This window comes from Streptomyces sp. W1SF4 (assembly GCF_003950035.1).
GTDB lineage: Bacteria > Actinomycetota > Actinomycetes > Streptomycetales > Streptomycetaceae > Streptomyces > Streptomyces racemochromogenes.
Map to the genome: position 1 here is coordinate 4,220,939 of NZ_CP034350.1, position 24,132 is coordinate 4,245,070.

The 24,132-nt window shown below is 72.1% G+C and carries 24 protein-coding genes; 7 read left to right on the top strand and 17 right to left on the bottom strand.

The window, feature by feature from the left end:
• Positions 1 to 2: 2 nt before the first annotated feature.
• Positions 3 to 1,400, bottom strand: a complete 1,398-nt coding sequence (locus D1J60_RS38120) for a pentapeptide repeat-containing protein (RefSeq protein WP_241253328.1) — start codon at positions 1,398 to 1,400, stop codon at positions 3 to 5.
• Complete coding sequence (locus tag D1J60_RS19720; RefSeq protein ID WP_125821976.1) at positions 1,400 to 2,065, bottom strand: TetR/AcrR family transcriptional regulator C-terminal domain-containing protein; 666 nt, start codon at positions 2,063 to 2,065, stop codon at positions 1,400 to 1,402. Before D1J60_RS19720 ends, D1J60_RS38120 begins: the two co-directional genes overlap by 1 nt.
• Before the next feature lie 16 nt (positions 2,066 to 2,081).
• Between D1J60_RS19720 and D1J60_RS19725 the strand changes: the two genes are divergently transcribed.
• On the top strand, positions 2,082 to 3,578 hold the full coding sequence (locus D1J60_RS19725) for an FAD-dependent oxidoreductase (RefSeq protein WP_277607505.1): 1,497 nt from the start codon (positions 2,082 to 2,084) through the stop codon (positions 3,576 to 3,578).
• Here the strand turns inward: D1J60_RS19725 and D1J60_RS19730 are convergent.
• The 9 genes from D1J60_RS19730 to D1J60_RS19770 all read right to left on the bottom strand — a co-directional run bounded on the left by D1J60_RS19730 (position 3,561) and on the right by D1J60_RS19770 (position 12,025).
• Positions 3,561 to 4,583 carry a hypothetical protein gene (locus D1J60_RS19730; RefSeq protein ID WP_125821978.1) on the bottom strand — a complete coding sequence of 341 codons (1,023 nt, stop codon included), beginning with the start codon at positions 4,581 to 4,583 and terminating at the stop codon, positions 3,561 to 3,563. The genes D1J60_RS19725 and D1J60_RS19730 overlap by 18 nt on opposite strands.
• 129 nt (positions 4,584 to 4,712) lie before the next feature.
• The gene (locus tag D1J60_RS19735; RefSeq protein ID WP_125824105.1) at positions 4,713 to 5,363 is read right to left on the bottom strand and encodes a DNA alkylation repair protein; all 651 of its coding nucleotides are present in this window, start codon (positions 5,361 to 5,363) and stop codon (positions 4,713 to 4,715) included.
• Positions 5,364 to 5,389: 26 nt separating this feature from the next.
• Positions 5,390 to 5,866 carry a hypothetical protein gene (locus D1J60_RS19740; protein WP_125821979.1) on the bottom strand — a complete coding sequence of 159 codons (477 nt, stop codon included), beginning with the start codon at positions 5,864 to 5,866 and terminating at the stop codon, positions 5,390 to 5,392.
• Complete coding sequence (locus D1J60_RS19745) at positions 5,866 to 6,717, bottom strand: immunity 49 family protein (RefSeq protein WP_241253329.1); 852 nt, start codon at positions 6,715 to 6,717, stop codon at positions 5,866 to 5,868. Before D1J60_RS19745 ends, D1J60_RS19740 begins: the two co-directional genes overlap by 1 nt.
• Before the next feature lie 18 nt (positions 6,718 to 6,735).
• A complete protein-coding gene (locus D1J60_RS19750) occupies positions 6,736 to 7,596 on the bottom strand; it encodes an immunity 49 family protein (RefSeq protein WP_125821981.1) in 861 nt (286 codons plus the stop codon).
• Between the two features lie 11 nt (positions 7,597 to 7,607).
• Positions 7,608 to 10,244 (bottom strand): hypothetical protein, encoded by a 2,637-nt coding sequence (locus tag D1J60_RS19755; protein WP_125821982.1) that lies wholly within the window; start codon positions 10,242 to 10,244, stop codon positions 7,608 to 7,610.
• Positions 10,245 to 10,298: 54 nt separating this feature from the next.
• Positions 10,299 to 10,697 carry a hypothetical protein gene (locus D1J60_RS19760; protein ID WP_125821983.1) on the bottom strand — a complete coding sequence of 133 codons (399 nt, stop codon included), beginning with the start codon at positions 10,695 to 10,697 and terminating at the stop codon, positions 10,299 to 10,301.
• 268 nt (positions 10,698 to 10,965) lie between these two features.
• Complete coding sequence (locus D1J60_RS19765) at positions 10,966 to 11,166, bottom strand: DUF397 domain-containing protein (protein WP_125813976.1); 201 nt, start codon at positions 11,164 to 11,166, stop codon at positions 10,966 to 10,968.
• A gap of 10 nt (positions 11,167 to 11,176) precedes the next feature.
• Positions 11,177 to 12,025 (bottom strand): helix-turn-helix transcriptional regulator, encoded by an 849-nt coding sequence (locus D1J60_RS19770; protein WP_125821984.1) that lies wholly within the window; start codon positions 12,023 to 12,025, stop codon positions 11,177 to 11,179.
• 241 nt (positions 12,026 to 12,266) lie between these two features.
• Here D1J60_RS19770 and D1J60_RS19775 point away from each other — a divergent pair, with 241 nt between their 5' ends.
• The gene (locus D1J60_RS19775) at positions 12,267 to 12,713 is read left to right on the top strand and encodes an ATP-binding protein (protein WP_125821985.1); all 447 of its coding nucleotides are present in this window, start codon (positions 12,267 to 12,269) and stop codon (positions 12,711 to 12,713) included.
• 52 nt (positions 12,714 to 12,765) lie between these two features.
• Here the strand turns inward: D1J60_RS19775 and D1J60_RS19780 are convergent, their stop codons facing one another.
• Together D1J60_RS19780 and D1J60_RS19785 are read right to left on the bottom strand one after the other, a co-directional pair.
• Positions 12,766 to 13,293, bottom strand: a complete 528-nt coding sequence (locus tag D1J60_RS19780) for a hypothetical protein (protein ID WP_164720926.1) — start codon at positions 13,291 to 13,293, stop codon at positions 12,766 to 12,768.
• A 531-nt stretch (positions 13,294 to 13,824) separates the two neighbouring features.
• The gene (locus D1J60_RS19785; RefSeq protein ID WP_125821986.1) at positions 13,825 to 14,310 is read right to left on the bottom strand and encodes a MarR family winged helix-turn-helix transcriptional regulator; all 486 of its coding nucleotides are present in this window, start codon (positions 14,308 to 14,310) and stop codon (positions 13,825 to 13,827) included.
• 206 nt (positions 14,311 to 14,516) lie between these two features.
• Here D1J60_RS19785 and D1J60_RS19790 point away from each other — a divergent pair, with 206 nt between their 5' ends.
• Entirely contained in the window at positions 14,517 to 15,026 is a 510-nt protein-coding gene (locus D1J60_RS19790; RefSeq protein WP_241253330.1) for a hypothetical protein, read from the top strand.
• A 59-nt stretch (positions 15,027 to 15,085) separates the two neighbouring features.
• Here D1J60_RS19790 and D1J60_RS19795 read toward each other — a convergent pair whose 3' ends face one another.
• Entirely contained in the window at positions 15,086 to 16,012 is a 927-nt protein-coding gene (locus D1J60_RS19795) for a cyclase family protein (RefSeq protein ID WP_125821988.1), read from the bottom strand.
• A 95-nt stretch (positions 16,013 to 16,107) separates the two neighbouring features.
• On the opposite strand from D1J60_RS19795, the gene D1J60_RS19800 reads away from it, so the two are divergent.
• The 3 genes from D1J60_RS19800 to D1J60_RS19810 are packed head-to-tail and all read left to right on the top strand — an operon-like array spanning position 16,108 to position 19,300.
• Complete coding sequence (locus tag D1J60_RS19800; RefSeq protein ID WP_125821989.1) at positions 16,108 to 17,019, top strand: SDR family NAD(P)-dependent oxidoreductase; 912 nt, start codon at positions 16,108 to 16,110, stop codon at positions 17,017 to 17,019.
• A 14-nt stretch (positions 17,020 to 17,033) separates the two neighbouring features.
• The gene (locus D1J60_RS19805) at positions 17,034 to 18,236 is read left to right on the top strand and encodes an acyl-CoA dehydrogenase family protein (RefSeq protein ID WP_125821990.1); all 1,203 of its coding nucleotides are present in this window, start codon (positions 17,034 to 17,036) and stop codon (positions 18,234 to 18,236) included.
• The gene (locus tag D1J60_RS19810; RefSeq protein WP_125821991.1) at positions 18,233 to 19,300 is read left to right on the top strand and encodes a Zn-dependent alcohol dehydrogenase; all 1,068 of its coding nucleotides are present in this window, start codon (positions 18,233 to 18,235) and stop codon (positions 19,298 to 19,300) included. The genes D1J60_RS19805 and D1J60_RS19810 overlap by 4 nt, the downstream gene beginning before the upstream one ends.
• 25 nt (positions 19,301 to 19,325) lie before the next feature.
• Here the strand turns inward: D1J60_RS19810 and D1J60_RS19815 are convergent, their stop codons facing one another.
• Together D1J60_RS19815 and D1J60_RS19820 are read right to left on the bottom strand one after the other, a co-directional pair.
• Positions 19,326 to 20,228 carry a hypothetical protein gene (locus D1J60_RS19815; RefSeq protein ID WP_125821992.1) on the bottom strand — a complete coding sequence of 301 codons (903 nt, stop codon included), beginning with the start codon at positions 20,226 to 20,228 and terminating at the stop codon, positions 19,326 to 19,328.
• Between the two features lie 58 nt (positions 20,229 to 20,286).
• Positions 20,287 to 20,901, bottom strand: coding sequence for a flavin reductase family protein (locus D1J60_RS19820; protein WP_125821993.1), 615 nt, complete (start codon positions 20,899 to 20,901; stop codon positions 20,287 to 20,289).
• 208 nt (positions 20,902 to 21,109) lie between these two features.
• Here D1J60_RS19820 and D1J60_RS19825 point away from each other — a divergent pair, with 208 nt between their 5' ends.
• On the top strand, positions 21,110 to 21,904 hold the full coding sequence (locus tag D1J60_RS19825) for a VOC family protein (protein WP_125821994.1): 795 nt from the start codon (positions 21,110 to 21,112) through the stop codon (positions 21,902 to 21,904).
• Between the two features lie 51 nt (positions 21,905 to 21,955).
• Here the strand turns inward: D1J60_RS19825 and D1J60_RS19830 are convergent, their stop codons facing one another.
• Entirely contained in the window at positions 21,956 to 24,061 is a 2,106-nt protein-coding gene (locus tag D1J60_RS19830; protein WP_125821995.1) for a DUF11 domain-containing protein, read from the bottom strand.
• Positions 24,062 to 24,132: the final 71 nt, after the last annotated feature.

Sequence of the window (24,132 nt, forward strand, 5' to 3'; positions counted from 1 at the left end):
GGTCAGGGCCGGCCGCGCGGTGCGATGACGCGTACGTCGCCTCCGCGCGCCCGGATCCAGTCCTCCAGGGCGGTGCCGGCGAGGGCGGCGCGGGTGCCGTCCGCCGCGACGTGTTCCGCCGGGCCGAAGACGGTTCCGGTCAGGCCCGCCACGCGGGTGTCGTCGTCCAGCGTCACCTTGAAGCCGTTCTCCCGGAGCACCGCGCCGCTGAGGTCGGCCCCGCGCAGGTCGGTGCCGTACAGGTGCGCCCCGAGGATGCGGGCGCCGCGCAGGCTCGCGCCGCGCGCGTCGGCCCCGTACAGCTCGGCGCGTACGAGGTCGGCGCCGTCGAGGACGGTGCCGCGCAGGTCGGCTCCGTCGAGTCCGGCCCGTACGAAGCAGGCGCCGGTGGCGTCGGCGCCGGACAGGTCGGCGTCCTGGAGGTGCGTGCGGTAGAAGTCGGTGCCGGTGAGGCGGGCGCCGGCCAGCTCGGTGCCGCAGAACAGGGACGAGGAGAAGTCGGCCCCGGTCAGGTCGGCGCCGCTGAGGTCGAGGCCGCTCATGTCGGTCCCGCCGGGCTTGCCCTCGGCCCCCTCCTCGACCCACTTCCACAGCCAGTCCGCCGCTTCCGGGTCGGCGGGCAGCAGCACCCGCCACGGCAGTACGGCGGGCCGCCGCAGCCGGTACCAGGGCGCGGTCGCCGGGTCGGAGCCGAGCTCGTGGCCGGCGTCGTCGACGGTGACGGCTCGGAAGCGGGCGTCGAGGGCTTCGAGGCGGGGGTCGCCCTCCAGTTCGCTGCCGCGCAGCGCGTCGCGGGCGTCGAGATCCTCCGCGTACATGTCGGCCCCGTACCAGCGCAGGGGCGGCCATCCCCCGGCCTCCATGCGGCCGATCAGGTCGGCCCAGGCCCACAGGCGGGGGTCGGTGCCGCGGGGGGCGAAGGGCAGGGTGCGTACGGCCTCGGGGAGCCCGCGCACGGCGGCGTCGGGGAAGGCGGCGACGCCGGTCTGGGTGGTGGTGACGCGGAGGGCGGGGCGGTCCTCGCCGTCGAGGTCCTCGACGGCGGCGAGGGTGGATCCGCCGCCGGGGGTGTGGACGTGGTGGAGCCACGGCTGGGTGGCGTGGCCCGTCAGGACCGCCGTGCCCAGCCCCCGCGCCAGGGCCCCCGCGACGGCCTCCTCGGTGGGCGGGTCCTGGACGGCCTGGCCCGCGTAGAGGAGAAGCTGGCAGGAGATGTCGCCCGGCCCGAACCACGTGATCCCGCACTGGACCGGAGTGTCCCACCGCCAGCCCTCGGTCTCCCCCTCGGGCCCGACCTCGACCGCCCCCTCGCCGAGGCCGAAGACGGCGTCGAGTACCGGGCCGAGGGCGGCGGGGTCGGGCGGGGCGGCGACGAGGAAGCCGTAGTCGCGGCCGGCCATCAGGCGGATCCGTGGTGCTGGGCGGCGTACCGGGCCTCGATGCCGGCGACGACGAGGGCGAGGCCTTCCTCGAAGCCCTGGTCGTAGTCCTGGAAGAGGTCGGCTCCGGCTTCGGCGGACAGCGGGAACCGGGCGAGGCGTTCGGCGCGTTCGGCGAGGTCGTAGCCCTCGCGGCGTTCGCCGGGGAGCGGCTCGACGCCCTGTTCCTCGGTGACGAAGCCGAGGGTGAAGAAGTACGCGGTGGTCGTGGCGCGGACGGCCTGGTGGAGCGTGAACCCGGCGGCGGTGAGGGCGCGCAGGTGCTCCTCCATCTGGGTGGCGTACTCGGTGCCGGTGAAGCGGGATCCGCTGAAGACCTTGGCGCCGTCGCGGTAGCGGAGCAGGGCGGCGCGCAGGGCGCGGTTGGCGGCGAGGAGCCGGTCCTGCCAGGAGAGGTCCGGGGGGAGGGCGGCGTCGGCGGTCATGCGGCGGTACATCTCCGTCGCCATCTCGTCGAGGAGTTCCTGCTTGTTCTTGAAGTGCCAGTACAGGGCGGGCGCCTGGACGTCCAGCTCCTTGGCGATGGCGCGCAGGCTGAGCCCGTCGAGGCCGAGGTCGTTCAGCAGGCGCAGGGAGGTCTCGACGGCCTGCTTCTTGTCCAGCTTGGGAGTTCTGCGGGTAGCCACGCTTGACAGCTTAACAGTGTTAAGTGCAGTCTCGTGGAGTCAGCTACTTAACACCGTTAAGGAGAAGCTCATGGGCACCGTGAACACGGACGTACTGATCGTCGGCGCCGGCCCGGCCGGACTCGCCCTCGCCGTGGACCTCGCCCGTCGCGGGGTACGGGCGACGGTCGTGGAACGTTCCGCCGGCCTCTTCCCCGGCTCGCGCGGCAAAGGCATCCAGCCGCGCACGCTGGAGGTCTTCGACGACCTCGGCGTGTACGAGGCCGTCCGCGCGGCGGGCGGCCCCTACCCGGTGGGGATGATCTGGCAGGACGGGAAGAGGGTCGGCGAGCACGCCATCCTCGACCCCGACGAGACCGGCACGGCGGACGAGGCCACCCCCTACGCCGAGCCCTGGATGGTCCCCCAGTGGCGCACCCAGGAGATCCTGCTCGCCCGCCTCACCGAACTGGGTGGCGAGGTGGCCTACGGCCGGGAGCTGGCCGGCATCGCGCAGGACGCGGACGGGGTGACGGCCGAGTTCGCCGCGGGCCCGCCGGTCCGGGCGCGGTACGCGGTCGCCGCCGACGGCGGCCGCTCCACGGTGCGGCGCGCGCTCGGCATCGGCATGACGGGGGAGACCGTCGACCCAACCCCGATGCTGGTGGCCGACGTACGCATCACCGGCCTCGACCGCGACCACTGGCACGTCTTCCCGCCGGCCGACGGCGCGAACGGCTTCCTCGCGGTCTGCCCGCTGGCCGGCACGGAGGACTTCCAGGTGACCGCGGCCCTCCCGCCGTCCGAGGGCCCGGCCGACCTCTCCCTCCCCACCCTCCGCGCCTTGATCGCGGCCCGCTCGCACCTTCCCGCCGACTCCGTGACGGAGGTCCGCTGGGCGTCGGACTTCCGGCCGCGCGCGGCGATGGCCGACCGGTTCCGGGAGGGGCGGATCTTCCTCGTCGGCGACGCGGCGCACGTCCACTCCCCGGCGGGCGGTCAGGGGCTCAACACCAGCGTGCAGGACGCGTACAACCTGGGCTGGAAGCTGGCCGCGGTGCTGGGCGGGAAGGCCCCTTCCGGCCTCCTCGACACGTACGAGGAGGAACGCCTGCCCGTCGCCGCCGAGATGCTGGGCCTGTCGACCCGCATCCACCGCGGCGAGGCCCGCCGCGGCGCGGCCACCCGCCAGCTCGGCCTGGGCTACCGGGACTCCTCCCTGGCGGTGGAGACCCGCCCCGGCCTCCCGGCGGACGCCCTCCGCGCCGGCGACCGCGCCCCGGACGGGGTACGCGGCGGCACCCGCCTCTTCGACGCCTTCCGCGGCCCGCACTGGACCCTGCTGACGGTCGGCACGGCCCCGGCGGCCACCCTCCCGGGGGCCCGCACGGTCAGCATCCCGGCGTACGGGGCGTACGGCGACGGCGTCTTCCTCATCCGCCCGGACGGCTACGTGGCCTGGGCGGGCCCGGCGGCGTCGGCGGACCTGACGGCGTACGCGGCGCGGGTCGGGCTGTCACTCCAGGGCGAGTAGCGCGAGCGTCCCGAACTCCTCGACCTCGACGGCGGCCTCCGCCTCGGGCCGCCCCGCCACGGGGTCACCGGGACTCCGGCCCAGCTCCGCGAGGGCCACGCTGGGTGACAACCCCCGGTCGTACGCCGCCTGCAGCCGGTCCAGCCAGACCAGCCCGGCCCGGTAGGCGTCCAGGTCGGCGGCATCACGCGGCTCGAAACTGGCAGCGCCTTCGGCGTCCGAGGCCCAGAGGTAGCCCAGGACCTCTTGGGGGCCCGCTACGGGTACATACCGCACGGGGCCGGATGCCTGACGCCCGTAACCGGGCGTGAACTCCGGAGTCTGGCTGAAGATCCGGTTCCGATAGGGGATCTCGAACCGCCCCCATACGTCGGACGGGGAACCGTCGTCGTCCTCGAAGTGGTTCTCGACCCCCGATTCCGTCGGAATGCCGAACCAGGTGGCGTCGTCGGGATCGGTCTCCAGACCGAGCGCTTCGGCGATCTCCGCGAGCGCGGCGGCCAGACGGGGCCGGTTCGCGGCGCACACGGCCTCCTGGGCGCGCCCGCGCAGGTCATAGGGCATCCAGACGTCGGAGAAGGTGGTCAGGTCGACGACGCAGTACTCCGCGTAGGCGTGGACACCCAGCTCGAAGAGACCTTCCACCGGCTCGGCGCCGGCTCCCGTCTCGACGCTGCCGCCACAGGCGGCGTCCAGGTCCACGGTCGTCATCTCCCCGGCGGCCATGCCGTGCCGGATCCGGCACGCCAGGCTTTCGGCGAGCTGCGCCTCCCCCGCCGCACCGATCGCGGAGGCGTCGACGGGAAAGTCGGCGCGAAGCAGGGTCTCGCGGCCGCCCCTGCTCGAGACCCGCACGGCCACCAGCCCGCCGCGCGTGACGCCGAGCCGGTGCCGGGTGAGGACCCCGAGCGCCACGAGGAACTGCCGCACGGCCTCACCGACGAGGTCCGGGTGCTGGCCGAACTTCCCCCACGTCCAGCGCGCTACGGGTGTGCCGGCGATCACGGTCGTCCTCCTGATGCATGACTGATCGGTTCGAATCCGGGTTCGTAGCGCGACATGCGACGGACAGCCTCATGTCGGTGGGGGCTGGCCGGGGAGGTCGCGGCGTTCGCGGTACGGGTCCTGGACTCGCTAGGGGGCTGTTGACGCGGCCCGGCGGACCATTTCCGCGATCCAGGCGGGGGCGAAGGGGGAGGTGCAGCCCGGGGAGGTCGGGTAGTCCTTCAGGACCTCCAGGCGCTCCCCGATGGCGATCGCGCGGGCGCGGTGTTCGGGTTGCTCGATGCCGATCTGGGCGAGGCAGTGGTTCATCGCCCACTGGAGGCGGTCCGGGGCGTCCTTCATGTGCGTTTCGATGAGGTCGAGGAGGCCCGGGAGGTCGAGTCCCTCGGGCTTCTTCGCCACCCGGTCGGTGGTCAGCGCCCAGCCGGCGCTCGCGACCACCGGGTCCGGGTCGGCGAACCAGGCCCGGCGCAGCTCCTCGGCGTGCGGGCTCTTCTTGACGACGTTGCCGACCAGCCAGTCGTGCACCTTGGGCGTGCGGGCCTCGCGCAGCATGGCGTCGAGCTCGGCCCGGTCGTACGCCTTGGGGCGGCAGACGAGGAGTGCGAGGAGTCGGGCGGCGCTGTCGCCGGTGGCCCAGAGCTCGCGGGCGAGGTCCTGCTGCGTCCTGAGGCGTTTGGCGAGGGCGCGCAGCTTGGTGAGGTTCACGGCGTGGTCGTCGCCGTGGCGCTCGTTCACGGCGCGGATCCTCGGGTCTTCGAGGTCCGCGAGCTCGGCCATGACGGCGGCGAGCGTGGGCGTGTCGGTCACCTGGGCGTTTCCTGTCCGTCGTGCGCGCACGCGGGGCAGACGTGCAGTTCGTGTGCGGCGGTGGAGAGCATTCCCACGATATTGACGGACGGCTCGCGGAACTCGGCGGCGACCACGGCGAAGGGGTCGATGCGGTGGGCGCTGTGGGTGCTGCCGTGCCGGCCGGGGGCTTCGAGTACGTAGCGGTAGCCGCGCGACGTGTCGGGGTCGTCGGCGGTGCGCCAGGCGGCGCCGTGGCACCGGATCATCACGTCCGCGAGGTACGCGACCAGGTCGCAGTGGAGCGTGATCCAGTCCGACTGCTCGAACTCGTCGAGCGGGGCGCTGTGGACGTAGTCCTGGAGGGGCAGGACCAGGCTGGTCGGGTCGGCTGCGTACGCCTCGGCGGGTACACCGAGCATGTCGGCGATGCCGCAGGCGTTCTTGTGGTTTCCGTCGTGCCATTCCCGGATGTCCGGGGGCGCCGCAGGCATCAGCGGACCTCGAATTCGCCGACCCAGGAGCGCTTGAGGAGGTGCTCGGGGAGGTAGGGGGACTCGACGTTGACGGGGATGCCGCCGTCATGGGCGAGGCAGGTGACGGCGAGGATGCCGATGGGTACGAGGCCGTCGATGTCGTCGGCGCGTTCGGGGGTGGCCGTCCAGTACTGCTTGTGGAGTTCAAGGGCCTCGAGGAGGGCCAGGCGGAAGCCCTCTTCGTCCTTGCGGAGGAACTTGTAGAAGAGGTTGATCGGGGGGTAGGCGATGTGTTGGATGTAGTCGCGTCCGGCGATGACGGCGACGTTGGGGTGGGAGCGCTGGAAGGTCAGGGTGAGTTCCGGAACCAGTTCGGGGCGCTTCAGCCAGTAGGCCTGGAGTGCGGCGACCCAGTGGTAGAAGAAGTCGTCGTGGTCCGCGCCTGAGGCGCGCAGGACGTCGATCGGCAGCTCGCACAGTTCCGTCATGCGCGGCTGGTCGCGGGTGATGACCGCGTACCAGAACGCCTCGGTCCAGTCCTCGGCGTTCGCTTCCCACGAGGGCCCCGCCGCCGACAGGGTGCGCATCGCATGGTGGATGCGCACCTCGGTGGTTCCCTCGGCCATACCCGCCGTGCGGAACAGCGCGCAGCCCAGCTGTGCTGCATCGACCACGGCTTCCCACGTGCCCAGCTCGGCTGCCTGCGGGTCCACCCCGAACCGGGCCTGGACGTTGAAGGTGCCGTCCTTCCAAGCCGACCTGAGCCGCCGGGGCGATGAAGACAGGGCGTCGAGGTCCCTGATCAGGTTCTCGGTAAGCCTGGTGACCCAGGCCGCGCTGGTCGGCCTCGGCTCCGCATGGCTGGCCATAGGGACCGTCATCGCGACTCAGACTTCGAACTCGCCGACCCAGGAGCGCTTGAGCAGGTGCTCGGGCAGGTAGGGGGACTCGACGTTGACGGGGATGCCGCCGTCGTAGGCGAGGCAGGTGACGGCGAGGATGCCGATCGGTACGAGGCCGTCGATGTCGTCGGCGCGTTCGGGGGTGGCCGTCCAGTACTGCTTGTGGAGTTCGAGGGATTCCAGGAGTGTGGTGTGGAAGCCCTCTTCGTCTTTCTGGAGGAACTTGTAGAAGAGGTTGATCGGGGGGTAGGCGACCTGCTGGATGTAGTCGCGTCCGGCGATGACGGCGACGTCGGGGTGGGAGCGCTGGAAGGTCAGGGTGAGTTCCGGGACCAGTTCGGGGCGCTTGAGCCAGTACGCCTGGAGGGCGGCGACCCAGTGGTAGAGGTAGTCGTCGTGGTCGGCGCCCGAGGCGCGCAGGACATCGATCGGTAGCTCGCACAGTTCGGTCATCTTCGGCTGGTCGCGCGTGATGATGGCGTACCAGAACGCCTCGATCCATGCCTCTGCGTGCGTGTACGACGTGGGCCCCGTGGCCGACACCGTGCGCATCTGGTGGTGGATGCGCACCTCGGTGCTTCCCTCGGCCATCCCGGCCGCCCGGAACAGCGCGGTGCCCAGCTGTGCCGCGTCCACCACGGCCTCCCAGGTGCCCAGCGCAGCGCCGTGCGGGTCGACCCTGAAGGAGGCCCTGACGTTGAAGGAGGCGTCCCTCCATGCACGCCCGAGCCTTCGTGGTGACGCGTTGAGTGTTTCGAGGTCGTTGACCAGATCCTCACCGAGCTCGCTGACCCAGGCCGCGCTGTCGGGCCTAGGCTCCGAATGGCCGGCTACGAAGACGGTCATCGCTTCTCCTGTCACTTGGTGAGATCGAAACGCCGGATAGTGTATCCGGCGTAAGTACCCGTGTTATCTGCGCCCTTGACGACGACGTAGTCGATCCGCGGAGGTTCCGCGTCGAATGCTGCCTTCAGGGCCCTGTACAAGGTCTTTTCGCTTTCGATTTTCTGTCCGCGCTTCTTCATTTGCTCGAGGATGTCCTCGAAGTAGTCGCGGGTTCCTTGCGAGACACGCCTACCGCCGATCCGGCGTTCGCCCAGGTCCGTGGTGACGTGGCTTTTCGCCTCGACCACGACGTACCGGTCGCCGTGCTTGTACACCTGGTCGAACTGGTCGTTTCCGTTGGCCGGGCCATGCAGCGTTTCTTCCTTGGCGCCGGGGAATTCCTTCGGTATCGCGTGTTCCCTGGCTATTGCCTCGCCGTACGCCTCGCTCTTCTTGGAGAGGGCTTCGTGGAGCGGCGCGTGCTCTGCCCTGGCCGCGTCGAGGGCGGCCTGGGTTTCCGGCGTGTCGAGGAGCTTGTGCGCCTTCTTGGCCTCGCCGTAGGCGTCGTGGGGGCCCTTGTCGGCTGCGATGGCGTCGTGACGTTCCTTCGCGGCCTGGTCGAGGGTGTCCCGCATCTCCTTGGTGACGAGGACGTCCGTGTGGTCCACGGACTTCGCCTTGCCCAGGTAGTCCGGCGGAACCGGCGGCGGGATGTCCGACTTCGGTACCCAGACGTCGGGGGCCGTTTCCACGAGCTGCGGCGGGACCAGGCCGGTGTGGTCCGGGACATCGGCCCGCAGGCGGTAGCCGAGCTTGTTGTAGTACTTCTTGAAGTAGCCGTCCGTCGGGTCGTTCGCCCGGTGGACCTGGTACTCCATGATCTGCCGCTTTTCGGCGTCCGTGTACTTGTGGGCGTTCTCCCGGTGCGGAGGCAGCTCGGGGCGTCCGCCGTGGTCCGGCACCGCCGGGTCGGGGCCGTCTCCGTGCCCGTGGCCCAGGTTGTCGGGGACGCCGCCGCCTTGGTGCGGGATGGTCGGGCCGTCGCCGTGGCCGCCGCCGCCCGTGGAGGGGCCGTCGCCGTGGCCGCCCGTGGAGGGGGTGTCGGTGTGGCCGCCGGTGGGGGTGGTGTCGGTGCCGCCGTGGCCGGGGGTCGTGCCGCCGGGTTCGGTGTGGCTGTTGTGCGGGAGGTTGTCGGCGGTGCCGCCGGGGGTGTGGGACGCGGTCCCGCCGGGGGTGTGGGTGGCGGTGCCGCCCGGGGTGTGGGAGGTGACGTCCGCCGTGTGGGCGCCGACACCGACCGGGACTTCCTGCTTCTTGGGGACCTCGGCCAGGGGGTGGTCGGGGCCCTTGGGGACCGAGGTGAGGTCCTGCTTCGGGAGGCCCTTGTGGTCCAGGAGCTGGTTCGTCGTCTTGTCGAAGTACTGCGGACGGCCCAGCGCGTCGTCCGGGAGACGGACCGTGTCCTCGGGGTGGGGGAACTTGATCCCCGGGGCGTCGGCCTTGGGGAGGTCCTTCCACACCACGTCGTCGATCTTCGGGAACGCCCCGTCGACCTTCCCCAGGTTCGCGAACAGGTCACCGATCTTCAGCTTCGCCAGGGAGCCGGCCTTGCCGATGTAGGTGATCGGGTCGATGATCCTGCCGGCCTTCCCGGCCACCGAGAGGACCTTCGCGATCCCGCCCGTCTTGGCCGCGGTGCCGGCGCCGCCGGTGAAGACGGTGGTCAGGACGTTGAAGGTGACCGCTCCCGCGGCGCGGGCGGGGTTCTTGCCCCACTCGTCCCAGGCGACCAGGGCCTTGCCGGTCTCCTTCATCGCCGTGCGGGAGTCCTTCAGCCAGCCCGGGAGCTGCTTGTCGTCCGCCGCCCAGAACGCGGCCCCGACACCCGGCATGGAAGTGATCACGAGGCCGGTGGCGAGTTTGGCCAGGCCCGTCCAGGCCTGGCCCGCGGCGTCCCAGCCGTCGACGCCGACCAGGGTGCCAAGGCCCCGGATGGTGCCCCAGATGCCGTCGACGATGATCCCGTCCCACACGAAGGACTTGACCCAGTAGCCGACCTCCCACGCCCGGTGGGTCTCCTCCAGCTGCGAACCCCACGGCAGGTCCTGGACCTTGTTCAGGTCATCGGCCTTGTAGCCGTACATGTTCGCGCCGTTGGAGCCGTCGTTCACGGTCAGCGGCGGGGCGCAGTACAGGGCGCGGATCTTGTTCGCGCAGGTGCGTTCGGCCGCCCAGAACGCCTCGGCGGCCGCGTTGACGTCGTGGATCAGATCGTTGTTCTCATCGATCTTCTTCCCGTCGTCCTTCCAGTGCTCGTCCCCGGCGATCTTGTTGGAGAACGTCGTCGCCTTCGCCTGGAGCGCCTTCAGACGCGCCACGATCGGGCGGGCCTCGGTGACGTACTCGCCCAGCGCCTTCGCCGCCGACTCGAGCTGGTCGGCGAAGAAATCGCTGTCCGTCTTCACCGGCTTCGTGGTGGCGAACAGCTTCGCGGCCTCGGGAGCGGCATAGAACGCCGACAGGCCCTGGAACTCGGAGTCCACGTTCTCGCCGGCCGTGCGGAAGGTGCCCGCTGCCGCCGTGATCGCCGCGTGGTCCTGCTCCAACGCGTCCAGGTCACCCGTGAACTGCGGGATCGTGCACGGATTGATCGGTACGTGGTCGGTCACGTGTTACTCGCCCCCCGAGGTCGAGCTGCCTTCGCGAGCATCCTTGTCTACTCGTCAACTGACGCGAACACAAATGCGAATGGTTCCCGTGGGGGTCGGGGTGAGGGAGAGGTAGTCGACCGGGCGGACGCGCCATTCGGGGCGGAGGCCGCCGCGCAGGACGATGCTGAAGCCGGCGGTTTCGCCGCGGTGGAGGGCGGCGAGGGTGTGGATGCGGCCGCCGCCGTCGGCCCAGGTGAGGGCGCGGTGCACTTCCGTGGGGGAGAGGGCTAAGGGGTGCGCGGTGCGGATCTGGAGGCGGATGCGGCGGACGGCCTCTTCGGGGGTGTCCAGCATGGCGCGGTCGAGGAGTTCGGGGGGCCGGTCGCGGGCGTCGCGGTAGCGGAGGGCTTCGAACCAGTACCCGGTGCGGATGGCTGCCGTGTGGTCCAGGGGGAGGGGTCGCGCGGGCATGTACGGCTCTCCTGCCGTCGCTGAGGGTCGCCCCTTCCGGACCGTGACGGGCGGCGGGAAGGGGCGACGGTGACGCCTCCGGCCAACTGGCGCATAGTCGGCGGGAGTTACGTCACGGGACGTCGCCTGGCGGGCGACTCCCGTGACGTACAGCGACGGTAGCGTCACAGGCGTAGCCGTCGCAATGGTGTGACGTCCCAAAGTTGTACCGGCACATGCTGAGCGCCCCTCACCTGCGGGAATGAGGGGCGCTGCTGGTCGAGATTCGTCAGATCAGGTGATCGAACTCGCCGGCCTTGACTCCGAGGATGAAGGCACGCAGCTTCTCCACCGTCGTGGTCACGATCACGTGCGGGTCGTCGCTCTCCCGCATCTTGATCGCGCCGGCGACGGGCGCCAGCTCAACGCAGCTCTGGTTGTCGTCCGGTCCTGAGAACGAGGACTTCTGCCACTTGATTCCGTCGGTCATGCGCCTTGACTCACACTTCCTGAGCGATGCGGTGAATGTGTTCTCTCGACTCTTCCGGTCCGAGCGAGATCGACTCGATGGATTCGAGCAACCCTCGGTACTTGGCGAGCTGAGCCTCTGCGTCCAGGAATCCGCCGTCGAAGGCGCTGTCGATCTGGACGGTGTCGAGCGCCGGGATGGCGCCGCCTGCGTAGAGCATCGAATGCACGGAGCCCGTGATCTGCCGGTCGAAGGGGATCAGGCGAACGGTGACCGATGGCCAGTGGGAGACCTTGTCCAGGAAGGCGAGTTGTTCCCGCATGACCTCCGCGTCGCAGTACCGCATGCGCAGGGCGGCTTCGTGGATGAAGGCCTCGAACGGGGTGGGGCGGGGGCGGTCGAAGATGACCCGGCGCCTCATCCTGTGCTCGACGCGCGTGTTCAGTTCGTTCGCGGGCAGGTCGGACATGCCGCTGCGGATCAGGCTTCGGGCGTAGGCCTCGGTCTGGAGCTGCCCCGGGACGTACAGCATCTGGATGACGCGGATGTACGTGGCGTGGAATTCGAGTTCGGCCACGTCGAGGAAGCCCGGTGACAGGCGTCCCCGGTACTCGTCCCACCAGCCCTTGCCGCGCTCCTCGGCCATGCTCGCCAGCGCGTCGACGAGGTGCTTGTCCGTTGCCGAGTAATGGGAGGCCAGGCGGCGGACGCGCTCGTCGCTCACTCCGTAGCGACCTGACTCGATGTGGCTGATCTGGGCGCGTTCCCCGCCCAGGTAGGCGGCTGCGGTCGCGCCGTTCATGCCGGCCTTCTCGCGTAGCTTGCGCAGCTCGGCGCCCAATCGCCGTTGGCGGGCGGTCGGATAGCTCCTCGGCGGCATGACCCCTCCATCTCGTCCGGGTACGAGTGTGCCGCTCGCTCCGGTCCGGGGTCCACTCAAACGGATGTTACGGCCGTCCCACTGTTGCGCCGTCCCAATGTTGTGCCCTACGTTCCGAGGGCTGGAGCAGCCGGCGGCTGACCGAAGTGCAGCTGTCCACAGCCCTGTTGGGGCGGGCGGACGGCCAGGGACACGGTCGTGAGGAACCGGCATCGGATTCGTCTGGTGGGGAGAGGTCGCGATGAACGCGAACGCACTACGACAGGACTGGGCCGGACCGGCGGAGGGGCTCACCTACCGGATGGTCGCGCCCAGCAGGGCCGAGGCCGTCAAGGTCGCCCGGGACTGGGTCGTGGCCGTGCTGCGGAGTGCCGGGTGCGGGGCGGAGGTGGGGGAGCGGGCTCGGCTGTGCGTGTCCGAGGTGGTGACCAATGCGCACCGGCACACCGACTCCCCCGAGATCGCCGTCGAGGTGGCCCTGCTCGGGGGGAGGGTCACCGTCTACGTGTACGACTGCGCGCCCGAGCGGTGGCCCGATGAGGGAACGCGCGGGGTGATGGCCACCCACGGTCGGGGCCTCTCGCTCGTCGCCGCCACCGCCGACGACTGGGCGGCCGTGGCACAGGGGGACTGCGTCAAGGTGGTGTGGTTCGGCTTCGCGGCGGCGGGGGCGGAGGGCACGGGGTGAGGCCGCCCGGCCCCGCGGGCGGGATCGGGCGGCCTCGTCGGAGCGGCGCGTCTCAGCAGGGGCGGATGTGGTAGACGGGGGTCCAGGAGGCGGTGCCGCTGCCCTTCGCCACGTGCGACCAGCGCTCGCTGCCGTCGCTGTTGTAGAAGCGGGCGCGGGTGCCGGAGGTCTGGTTGTTGTTGAACGTGCCGTTGCCGACGCCGTTGAAGTCGTAGTAGCCGCAGCGGTAGTAGTCGTAGTTGTTGCCGTTGCCGTCCACGATGCACAGGTGGCCGTTGTTACAGGCCAGCGCCGTGTCCGGAGCGGCCAGGTCGCGGGTCTCGCTCTGGCCCGGGGCCCGCAGGACCACGCTGCCGCCCGCGGTGGAGAGCTTGTTCGCCGAGACCTGGCGGGCCGACGGGTCCGACGCGAGTAAGGCGTCGACCTGCTGCTGGAGTCCGGCCGTCTGCGCGGCCGTGAGGCCGGCGGCGCGGGTCTGCTGGGAGAAGGCGGTCGTCGTCGAGGCTTCGGCGGTCAGGACCGGGCCCGCTATCAGGGCCGCGGTGGCGGTCATCGTCGCGAGGATCTTGCGCGGTGACATGGGTGTTCCCCTTCTTCTGCTTCGGCAGCCGTGCGGTCGCCGCTCGTGACGGCGGCCGCTGAGTCGCGGGACTCATCGTTCCGAAGGCATGGCAGGGCCTGAAAGGGGTGAATCGGCCGGGTTGCGGCTCTTGTCGCGATACCTCGGCTATGCGCGTGCCTCAGGAGTCTCGGGGGTTACCGAACTGGTGCGTGGTCCATGCATCGTTCTCGCTGGCCGGGCGGGGTTCTTCGTCACCGTCCGTTGCGGTGGTGGCGGCGTGGCGCGATGAGGGTGGAACGGTTGGCCGTCAGCGCGGCGCGGCGTGGGGCGGGGCCGGCTGGAGGGAGAGGTGGTCGATGGAGCGCGCCTGCCGCACGAGCTTCGGAGCCACCGCCCGGAGGCTCGCCGCTGGCGCCGTAGTGAGCCTCCGGAGCGAGCGGAGTGCGAGAGCGCGGAGCTGCTTGCCGCGCCGGACGGTACGGGCTCCCCGGAGGCGCCGGCTACCGGGGGCACGGCGGCGGGGCGTGCGGCCTCGTGCGCGGGCACCCCCTAGCGCGCCGCGGCCCTGACGTTGTCGGCCATTCGGCGGAGGACCCGCAGTGCGGCTACGTACTCCTCGTCGGTGATGCCCTCGTGGATCTCCGTCCGGAGGGCGGTGACCAGTTCCCGGATCCGCTCGATGGCCTCGCGGCCGGTGTCGGTGACGGTCAGCAGCTCGCCGTTGCCGTAGCTGTCCAGCCAGCCGCGGTGAATCAGCTGGTCGACCGCGCGCGGGACGTCGTGCGGGGTGTCCGCGGACTCCGCCAGGTCGGCGAGGACGGTCTCGCGGGGAAGCGGCCCGTCGGCCCGCTGGACGCGGTTGAGCGTCCACCACTGGGGCTGGGTGACGTCGACCCGGGCCATCGCGTCCCGGATGTGCCCGATCACGGCCCGGTGGGCGACCCCGCTCCAGTACCCGATGGGCTGGCTGGGCAGCATCTCGTCGGTGGCGGCGGGGTCGGCGGGGGCGGCTGTGCGCTGGGTCTGTGTGGTCATGCCGCTGACCGTAGGACCCCAAGTCCACTTGAGGTCAACCCGCTTGGTCGAGGATCGCTCGACCCGGGCCCCTTCGCCCGGACGTATCGCCCGGTCGGCGCAGGTTGACGGGACAGGCGGGTCGTCCACGGGTGTAATGGCAGCCGGGGGTGAGACGGTGCCGACAGGGGCCAGCGGCCCTGGACAGCTTGGGAATGGGCGGCGAAATGGACAGGGCTCAGGCCGAGGAGCTGTCGCGTCGTGCAGGGGAACTGTTCCAGTCCGGGAGGGAGCGGATCTTCGATGACGTGGCGCAGCGGAGGCTCCACTACCACCTCCTCCGGCTGACCCTCGCCGGCCTCACCCGCGAGGACGTGGAGGATCTGCGCGAGCTCGGCCGCCGCGTGTTCGAGGACGGGGACGTCGCCGAGCAGTCGGCCAGGATCAGCCGACGGGCCGACGCCAGTGCCCTCGCGATGGCGATCGTGGGGGTCGTGGACGGTGTCGCGCAGGCCGGGAACGGCGCGCCCCGGGAGCAGGTGATGCTCGGAGCGATCCTCGGCGCGTACGCGGTCGTCGGCGGCTCGGGCGTGTTCAGCGGTGTCGCGCGGGAGGACCTCCAGACGGCGGCCGTTCTCTGCGCGGTCGGCGGTGCCCTCGCCACCTCGGCGAGCCCTGTCGTCCTCGACAGGATCGCCCAGGTGGGTCTGGAGGAGTACCTCAGTCATCAGGATTGAGGTGCCGTGCTGGAGCCCCCCCTGGATCCGTCGATCGTCCGGGACGGGGGAGGGGGAGCTCAGAGCACCGCCACCGGGGCCACCGGGGTGCCCGTGCCGCCGACGAAGGGTTCCGGCATCGCCGACAGGAGGAAGGAGTGGCGGCCGGCTTCCGCACAGGCTGTGGACAGTTCCTCCAGGTTCCAGTTCTGGCCCTGGTGCATGCCCATCTCGACCAGGTCCAGCGCGTGCACCGGCAGCCACAGGTTCTCGATCTCCGGGGGGAAGATCTCGAACGTGAGGGTGTCGTTCGCCACCGCCGCCACGTCCCTCGCGTGGAACCACTGGGGGGTGTGGACGGAGAGACCGGGGGACGGGAAGCCGTAGCCGTGCCTGTCGCCCGCCAGGTAGGTCTGGATCTGGCCGGTGCGGACGAGTACGACGTCGCCCGCGCGGACCGTGACGCGGCCGAACTCCTCCGCCTCCGCCAGGTCCCCGGGGGTGACAGCGTGGTCCCCCGGGAGCCGGTCCAGGCCCTTGGCGCGGGCCACGTCCAGCAGGACCCCGCGCGAGACGATGTGCCGGGCCTTGTCGATGCCGCTGAACTCCGCCCGCCCGTGCGCGGTGATCGTCGACGCCGGGCGGCCGTTGTAGATGCGGCCCGAGTGCGAGACGTGCGTGAGGGCGTCCCAGTGGGTGGCCGACTGGAGGCCCATCGTCACGGCGTCGTCGGAGCACGCCACCGTGCCCGGACCGAAGAGCTCCTGGTTGATCTGCACCATCGTGTGCAGGGGGTTGACCCGGCCCGGGATCAGGCCCGCCTGGACGCCGTCCTCCTTGAGGGGGAGGGCCAGGGGGACGCGGCGGCCGGTGCGGATCTCGGCCGCGGCCGCGCGCACCACCTCGTCGGTGATCAGGTTCAGCGTGCCGATCTCGTCGTCGGCGCCCCAGCGGCCCCAGTTGTTGATCCGCTTGGCGATCTCGTGGAACTCGGGAGGGAGGGGCACCGGCCATCAGCTCCTAGGACTCAGGGCTTGTGTGAAGGGATCTGACTGGTCATAGAATCTAACGGTCCGTCAGAAAACACGGGAAGGGGTCGGCCGTGGGGAACTTCTTGGCAGGAAAGGTGGTCGCCGTCACCGGCGCGGGCCGGGGCATCGGCCGGGCGGTGGCGCTCGCCGCCGCCGCCGAGGGCGCCAAGGTCGTCGTCAACGACTACGGGGTCGGGATCGAGGGCGGCGAGCCCACCAGCGAGATCGCCCAGAACGTGGTCAAGGAGATCCAGGCCGTCGGCGGCGAGGCCGTCGCCGTCGCCGACGACATCTCCACCATGGCCGGCGGCCAGCGCGTCGTCGACACCGCCCTCGCCGAGTACGGACGCGTCGACGGCGTCGTCTGCGTCGCCGGCATCCTGCGCGAGCGGATGCTGTTCAACATGTCCGAGGAGGAGTGGGACCCTGTCGTCGCCACCCACCTGAAGGGCACCTTCACCGTCTTCCGGGCCGCCTCCGCCGTCATGCGGCGCCAGGGCTCCGGCACGCTCATCGGGTTCACCAGCGGCAACCACACCGGATCCGTGGCCCAGGCCAACTACAGCGCCGCCAAGGGCGGGATCATCTCCCTCGTCCGCAGCGCCGCCCTCGGCCTCCACAAGTACGGGGTCACCGCCAACGCCGTCGCACCCGTCGCCCGGACCCGGATGTCCGCCAACGTGCCGATGGAGCTCAAGGAGATCGGCGACCCCGAGGACGTCGCCGCGCTCGTCACGTACCTGCTCAGCGACCGCGCCAAGGCCGCGGACATCACCGGGCAGGTCTACACGATCGCCGGCCCCAAGATCGCCGTCTGGGCGCAGCCGCGCGAGCTACGCGCCGGCTACGCCGAGGGCGCCTGGACCCCCGAGCGGATCGCCGACTTCCTCCCGGGGACCGTCGGCACCGACCCGATGCCGATGCTCGCCCAGCTCGACGCCATGGCCAAGGCCGCCGCCGCCAAGGACCGGCCCAACGCCTAGAAAGGGGCAGCGGCGTGGACTTCAGCTTCGGGGCCGAGGACGAGGAACTGCGCGCCCGCGCCCGCGCCTGGCTCACCGCGCACCTCGCCGGCCCGTACGGGGAGGCCGTCGGCCTCGGCGGGCCCGGCAGCGAGCACGAGGGCGTAGCAGCCCGGCGCGCCTGGGAACGCGAACTCGGCCGCGGCGGCTGGATAGGCACCGGCTGGGACGCCCCGGCCGGCGCCTACGGGCAGCAGCGGCTGACCCTCACCGGGCAGGTGGTGTGGGCCGAGGAGTACGCGGCGCTGCGCGCCCCCGCCCGCGTCGGCCACATCGGGGAGAACCTCCTCGCCCCCACCCTGATCGCCTACGGCACCCCCGGACAGCGGGCCCGCTTCCTGCCCGCCATCGCCCGCGGCGAGGAGCTGTGGTGCCAGGGCTACAGCGAGCCCGGCGCCGGATCCGACCTCGCCGGCATCCGCACCACCGCCGTGCGCGACACCGCCGACGGGCTGCCGCGCGTCACCGGACAGAAGATCTGGACCTCCCTGGCCCGCGAGGCCGACTGGTGCTTCGTCCTGGCCCGCACCGAAGCAGGCTCCCGCCGCCACCGGGGGCTGTCCTTCCTCCTCGTGCGCATGGACCAGCCGGGCCGCGTCGAGGTCCGCCCGATCCGGCAGATGTCCGGGACGGCGGAGTTCAACGAGGTGTTCTTCGACGGGGCCGTCGCCTCGGAGGTCGTCGGCGGCGAGGGCAACGGCTGGACCGTCGCCATGGGCCTGCTCGCCCTCGAACGCGGCGTCTCCACCCTCGTCCAGCAGATCGGCTTCGCCGCCGAACTGGAGCGCGTGGTCACGGCGTACGCGGCCTGCGGCGCGCCCGATCCGGTCCTGCGCGAGCGCCTCGTACGGCAGTGGGCGGAGCTGCGCACCATGCGCTGGAACGCCCTGCGGACCCTGGGCGGCGCGGCCGGTGACCCCGGCGCGCCCAGCGTGGCGAAGCTGCTGTGGGGCGGGTGGCACCGGCGGCTCGGGGAGCTGGCCGTCCAGGTCCGGGGCGCGGCCGCGTCGGCCGGGCCGGGGCTCTGGGCGCAGGGGGACCCGTACGAACTCGGGCTCGACGAGGAGCAGCGCCTCTTCCTGTTCAGCCGGGCCGACACGATCTACGGCGGCTCGGACGAGATCCAGCGGAACATCATCGCCGAGCGGGTGCTCGGCCTGCCTAAGGAGCCCAGGTGAGAGGCGTCGTGTTCGACGGCAAGCAGGCCCAGGTGGTCGGGGACCTGGAGATCCGGGACCCGGGGCCGGGGGAGGTGCTGGTCGCGATAGCGGCGGCCGGGCTGTGCCACAGCGACCTGTCGGTGATCGACGGGACGATCCCCTTCCCGCCGCCGGTGGTGCTCGGGCACGAGGGCGCGGGGGTGGTCCAGGCCGTGGGGGCGGGGGTGACGCACGTGGCGCCCGGTGACCACGTGTCCCTGTCGACCCTCGCGAACTGCGGGGCCTGCGCGGACTGCGACCGGGGCCGGCCGACGATGTGCCGCAAGGCGATCGGGATGCCGGACCGGCCCTTCTCCCGGGCCGGGCTGCCGCTGTTCCAGTTCGCCTCGAACTCGGCGTTCGCGGAGCGGACCCTCGTCAAGGCCGTGCAGGCGGTGAAGATCCCGGACGACGTGCCGCTGACCTCCGCCGCCCTGATCGGCTGCGGGGTGCTCACCGGGGTGGGTGCGGTCCTCAACCGGGCCAGGGTGGGTCTCGGGGAGACCGTCGTGGTCATCGGCACCGGCGGGATCGGGCTCAACGTCATCCAGGGCGCCCGGATCGCGGGCGCGTCGGTCATCGTCGCGGTGGACGCGAACCCGGCGAAGGAGGCGGTGGCCCGGCGGTTCGGCGCCACCCACTTCGTGGACGCGTCGGCCGTGGACGACACCCCGGCGGCTGTCCGTGAGGTCCTGCCGACCGGCGCGGACCACGCCTTCGAGTGCGTCGGCAACGTGAAGCTGATCCGGCAGGCCGTCGACCTCCTCGACCGGCACGGGCAGGCGGTGCTGCTCGGTGTGCCGGGCTTCAAGGAGGAGGCGTCCTTCCTGGTGTCCTCCATGTACCTGGACAAGACGATCATGGGCTGCCGGTACGGGTCCTCCCGCCCGCAGCGCGACATCGCCCTGTACGCCGAGCTGTACCGGCAGGGGAAGCTGCTGCTGGACGAGCTGGTGACCGAGGTCTACCCGGTGGAGGACTTCGCCAAGGCCGTGGACGACGCCCACCACGGGCGGGTCGCGCGCGGAGTGCTCACGTTCTGATCCGGGTGCCGGGCGGCCCGCCGCACTATGCGCGGCGGGCCGTCCAGGTCAGTGCCAGCGCCGGCGCGGGAAGGGCGAGCAGGGCCCACAGCCGCGTGAAGCCCGCCACCGGCACGTCCAGGGCCACCGGCAGCAGCGCGAGGACGCCGAGGAGCAGCAGGCCGAGGGCGGGCAGGTGCGTGCCGGGGTCGAAGCGGCGCATCCGCTCCACGGCCTCCGGATCCATGTACGAGCGGATCGCGGCGCCGGCGACGAAGGGCCACGGCCCGAGGGCGATGAAGAAGACCACGGCGATCAGCCCGCCGCCCGTCCGGGCGGGCGAGGTGCCCACGCCGACCTCGGGGTGGCCGGGGGCGAAGAAGACCTCGGCCGTCGTGCCCGGCCCGGGCCGCTCCCCGGTGGACACCCCCGTGACGGGGACGTCCCGGGGGCCGTCGTCGTAGGGGACGCTGAGGACCGCGTCGGTGCTGTAGTACGCGTCGCCGTCGTCCGTGGCCGGGTGGTGGACCGGTTCGCCGGCCAGCCGGACGATCCGGGCCTCGTGCCGGTCGTAGCCGGCCCGCTCCAGCCGCTCGACGCGCCTGCCCTTCTCGCCGGACTCGGTGAAGCACAGGACGAGCGCCGCGAAGGTGGCGACGGGGACCCCGAAGGCGAGCACGATGCGCAGCAGGCGGCCGCGCGGGCGTCGTCCCGGCGGGCGTTTGCGCAGGTCGGCCCGGGGCGGGACGCGGCGCGCGTGGAGGGAGGCGGTCACCCAGCACGCGGCGAAGAGCACGGAGGCGCCGGCCAGGCCGGTCTCCACCGTCAGCGGCGGGTACGGGCTCACCCCGACGATCGCGCACAGCACCGCCGCCACGGCGCTCCCCACCATCAGCCACCCGGTGGTGCTGGTCCACCGGGTGCGCCCCGGCCCGTACGTGTTCTCCACCGCGGCCCCCGCCCTGACGTCGACGGCAGGAGGATAACGGCTGGTCGGGGCGGGGCCGTCAGTCGGCCAGGCGGGCGAAGCGGCCCTTGTGGAAGAGGAGCGGGCCGCCCTCGCCGGAGGCGCCCATGGCCTCGACGCGGCCGACCACGATGAGGTGGTCCCCGCCGGTGTGGACGGCGTGGATCCGGCAGTCGATCCAGGCCGGTACGTCGTCCAGCTGCGGGGATCCGGTGGCGGGGGCGGGCCGGTGGGAGACCCCGGCGAACTTGTCGGCGCCGCTGACCGCGAACGCCCGGCACAGCTCGCCCTGCCCGGCCCCGAGGATGTTGACGCAGAACACCCCGGCGCGGGCGATCCGCGGCCAGGTGGTCGACGTACGGGCCACCATGAAGGTGACCAGGGGCGGGTCCAGGGAGAGCGAGGCGAAGGACTGGCAGGCGAAGCCGGCCGGGCCCTCCTCGCCCTCGGCGGGCGGGGCGGTGATGACCGTGACCCCGCTCGCGAAGTTGCCCAGTACGGCCCGGAAATCGGCGGGGCTGACGGGCGCGCGCTCGTCCTCGCCGACGGCCCGGAGGTCGGGGCGGGGCAGTGCGTCGACGTTTCCGGCGGAGGTGGGGGAGCCGGCTGACCTGAGGTATCGGACGACGGCGGCCGCCATCCCTGCGTGTCCCATCACCCTCCCGATTGAAGCTGACGATGTGTCAGATGGGAAGGGGTGCGGGGCGGCGCGAACAGCGCCTCCCACCCCCGGCGGCCGGCACCGGCCGCGCATCCCCCGAGCGGGTGAATCCGACGGGCCCCGGGCGGCCGTACGCCGTCCCGCGCGCGGGGGCGCGGGCATGGTGGCCAGCGACCGTGTCGCCCCACCCGCTGGAGGACCCATGCTCGGCACCGCCTTCCGTACCGGATCGCCCAACTGGCTCGACCTCGGCAGCCCCGACACCGCCGCGGCGGCCGCCTTCTACGGGTCGGTCTTCGGCTGGGAGTTCGTCTCCGCCGGGCCCGACACGGGCGGGTACGGGTTCTTCCGGCTCGGCGGCAGGACCGTCGCCGCGCTCGGCCCGCTCACCGAGAAGGGCGCCACCTCGGCGTGGATGGTGCACTTCCAGAGCGCCGACATGCAGGCCACGTCCGAGGCGGTGCGGGCCGGGGGCGGGACCGTGCGGATGGAGCCCACGGACGTCATGGGCGAGGGCTGGCTGGCGCAGTTCACCGACCCGCAGGGCGCCCAGTTCGCGTCCTGGCAGCCCGGCAAGACGGGCGGGCTGGAGGTCGCCTCCGAGGTGAACACGCTGGTGTGGGTGGAGCTCCACGTACCCGACCCCCTCGCCGCGATCCGCTTCTACGGCGGGGTGTTCGGCTGGCGCTACATCGAGATGGACACGCCGGGGATGACGTACCGGGTGCTCAGCATCGGCGAGGGCGACCAGGAGCAGGGCTCCTTCGGCGGGGTGGCCCCGCAGGGCGAGGGCGCGGGCGGAGCCTCGACGATGGTGCCGCGCTGGGTGCCGTACTTCCACGTGGTGGACGTGGACGCCACCGTCACCGCGGTCGAGCGCAACGGCGGCGCGGTAATGATGCCGGCCGCCGACGTCCCCGACGTCGGCCGGATCGCCTGGGCCTCCGACCCGGCCGGGGCGGTGTTCGCGCTGCTGAAGCCCAGCCCGCGCGCGTAGCCGCCGACGGGGTCCGGCCGACGGGGCGTGCGCCCCGCCGGCCGGTCCCGTTCACGGGGTCGTCTTGCCCACCTCCAGGTCGGCCGTCGGCTCCTTGACCGTGCCCGCGGGCGGGCCGGCCGCCGCGCTGGTGTTGTTGGCCGGCCGCGGGTCGGCGGTCAGCGAGTCCACCGTCGCCGTGTTGCGGATGTCCGAGCCGTTGCCGGTGTACTCCGGGTCCAGCTTCACCTTGATCACCCAGGTCACCGAGGCGCCCGGGGCCAGGTGGGCCAGCGGGCCGCAGGTGACGGTCCGGCCCGAGACGCAGGTCGCGTCACCCGAGACGAAGCTCAGCGCCGTCGGCAGGCTGTCGGTGACGCTGACCTGGTCGGCCTGCGAGGGGCCGTTGTTGGTGACCGTCAGGGCGTAGTCGAAGGTCTCGCCCGGGGCGACGGCGGAGGTCTGCACCGCCCGCTTCACGACGGCCAGGTCGGCCGAGGGCTCCGCCACGTGACCGCCGGGGACGGTCGCGGTGCCCTTGTCGTTCTCCGAGGCCGGGTCGATGTTGTCGGCCGTGACCTCGGCGGTGTTCTTCAGGTCGGAGCCCGTGCCCTTGTAGGCGGGGTCGATCTTCACCGTCAGCAGGTACTCGACCGTCTCGCCGACCTTCAGCGGAGCGGTCCGCCTGCACGAGACGAGGCGGCCGGCGGCGGTGCAGCCGGACGGCGAGGAGCTCACGTACGAGAGGCCCTCGGGCAGGTTGTCGGTGAGCTTCACGTTGAACGCGTCCGCCGACGGACCGTAGTTGCTGACCCGGATCCGGTAGTCGAAGGTCTGGCCCGGCACCGGCGGCGTGGTGCCGACGGCCTCCTTGCGCACCCCGAGGTCGGCGGTCGGCTTGTTGACGCGGCTGCCCGGCAGGCCGGCGGGGCTGCTCGTGTTGTTCTCCGGCTTGGGGTCCTTGGTCCGCGCGGTGGCGGTGGCCGTGTTGCGGATGTCGGAGCCGTCACCGGTGTAGTCGCTGTCGAGGCGGACCGTGAACCGCCACGTCCGGGACGCGCCCGGCTCCAGCACGGCCTGCGGGCCGCAGGTGACCGTGCCGTCCGTGGCCCGGCAGCCGTCGGACGGGGGCGAGGACACGAAGGCCAGCCGGGACGGCAGCCGGTCGGTGACGAGGGTGTCCACCGCACGCGACGGGCCGTCGTTGGTCGCCGTCACCACGTACTCGAAGGTCTGGCCGGGGGCGATCACCGTGTCGTTCGCGGTGCGCTTCGTCGTCCACACGTCGGCCTGCGGCTCGGTCACCCCGCCCGGCGGCAGCACCGGCTGCGAGGTGTTGTCGGCGGGCTCGGGGTCCTTCGACGCGGACGTGGAGGTGGCCGTGTTGCGCAGGTTCTCGCCGTCACCGGAGTAGGCCGCGTCCAGCTTCACCTTGAACGTCCACACCACGTCCCCGCCGGGGATCATCCGGGCCAGCGGGCCGCAGGTGACCGTCCGGCCGGACGCCGCGCACGGGTCGGCGGAGGAGACGAAGGCCAGCCCGTCGGGCAGGGCGTCCGTCACCGTCACGTTGCGCGCGTCCGAGGGGCCCTTGTTGGACGTGCGGATCTCGTACTCGAACTCCTGGCCCGGCACCGTCGGCCCCGACCCCAGCGGGGTCTTGACGGTGGCCAGGTCCGAGACCGGGGTGAACGGCCCGGGCGGCAGCACCGGGTCGGGCCTGTTGTTGCCCGGGTCCGGGTCGGTCGCGTCCGAGGTGCCGGAGGCGCTGTTGCCGAGGTCGGTGCCGTCGCCCTCGTACGAGGGGCTCAGCCGGGCGTGGAAGCGCCAGCTGCGGCTCTGCCCGGCCGCCAGCTGCGGCTCGGGCCCGCAGGTGACGGTCTGGCCGGCGGCCGTGCAGCCGTCGGAGGAGTCGACGAAGGTGATCCCGTCGGGCAGCCGGTCGGTGGCCGTCACGTTCCGGGCGACCGACGGCCCCTTGTTCCTCGCGGTGAGGGTGTAGGTGATCAGGTCACCGGGAGCCCTGGCCGCGGCCCGTTGGGTCGTCACCTCGACCTGGGCGGGCCGCGCCGCCGGGGGCTGTGCGGTCGCGGGGACCGGCGCGGCCCACAGTGTGGCCGCGCAGAGCAGCGGGGCCAGGGCCCGCACCGGCGACCGCCGGCCTGGGGTCGTCGTCATCGCGCATCGTTCCGTTTCGTGCGTGAGAGACCGTACAGAGCGCTGTACGGGAGATCCGGGGCCGTGGACAC

Excerpts from the sequence above, each read along its gene's own strand:
- D1J60_RS38120 (WP_241253328.1), bottom strand. The coding sequence starts at position 1,400 with ATGGCCGGCCGCGACTACGGCTTCCTCGTCGCCGCCCCGCCCGACCCC.
- D1J60_RS19735 (WP_125824105.1), bottom strand. The coding sequence starts at position 5,363 with ATGGCCGAGCTCGCGGACCTCGAAGACCCGAGGATCCGCGCCGTGAAC.
- D1J60_RS19740 (WP_125821979.1), bottom strand. The coding sequence starts at position 5,866 with ATGCCTGCGGCGCCCCCGGACATCCGGGAATGGCACGACGGAAACCAC.
- D1J60_RS19745 (WP_241253329.1), bottom strand. The coding sequence starts at position 6,717 with ATGGCCAGCCATGCGGAGCCGAGGCCGACCAGCGCGGCCTGGGTCACC.
- D1J60_RS19750 (WP_125821981.1), bottom strand. The coding sequence starts at position 7,596 with ATGACCGTCTTCGTAGCCGGCCATTCGGAGCCTAGGCCCGACAGCGCG.
- D1J60_RS19760 (WP_125821983.1), bottom strand. The coding sequence starts at position 10,697 with ATGCCCGCGCGACCCCTCCCCCTGGACCACACGGCAGCCATCCGCACC.
- D1J60_RS19765 (WP_125813976.1), bottom strand. The coding sequence starts at position 11,166 with ATGACCGACGGAATCAAGTGGCAGAAGTCCTCGTTCTCAGGACCGGAC.
- D1J60_RS19770 (WP_125821984.1), bottom strand. The coding sequence starts at position 12,025 with ATGCCGCCGAGGAGCTATCCGACCGCCCGCCAACGGCGATTGGGCGCC.
- D1J60_RS19775 (WP_125821985.1), top strand. The coding sequence starts at position 12,267 with ATGAACGCGAACGCACTACGACAGGACTGGGCCGGACCGGCGGAGGGG.
- D1J60_RS19780 (WP_164720926.1), bottom strand. The coding sequence starts at position 13,293 with ATGTCACCGCGCAAGATCCTCGCGACGATGACCGCCACCGCGGCCCTG.
- D1J60_RS19785 (WP_125821986.1), bottom strand. The coding sequence starts at position 14,310 with ATGACCACACAGACCCAGCGCACAGCCGCCCCCGCCGACCCCGCCGCC.
- D1J60_RS19790 (WP_241253330.1), top strand. The coding sequence starts at position 14,517 with ATGGACAGGGCTCAGGCCGAGGAGCTGTCGCGTCGTGCAGGGGAACTG.
- D1J60_RS19820 (WP_125821993.1), bottom strand. The coding sequence starts at position 20,901 with ATGGGACACGCAGGGATGGCGGCCGCCGTCGTCCGATACCTCAGGTCA.
- D1J60_RS19825 (WP_125821994.1), top strand. The coding sequence starts at position 21,110 with ATGCTCGGCACCGCCTTCCGTACCGGATCGCCCAACTGGCTCGACCTC.
- D1J60_RS19830 (WP_125821995.1), bottom strand. The coding sequence starts at position 24,061 with ATGACGACGACCCCAGGCCGGCGGTCGCCGGTGCGGGCCCTGGCCCCG.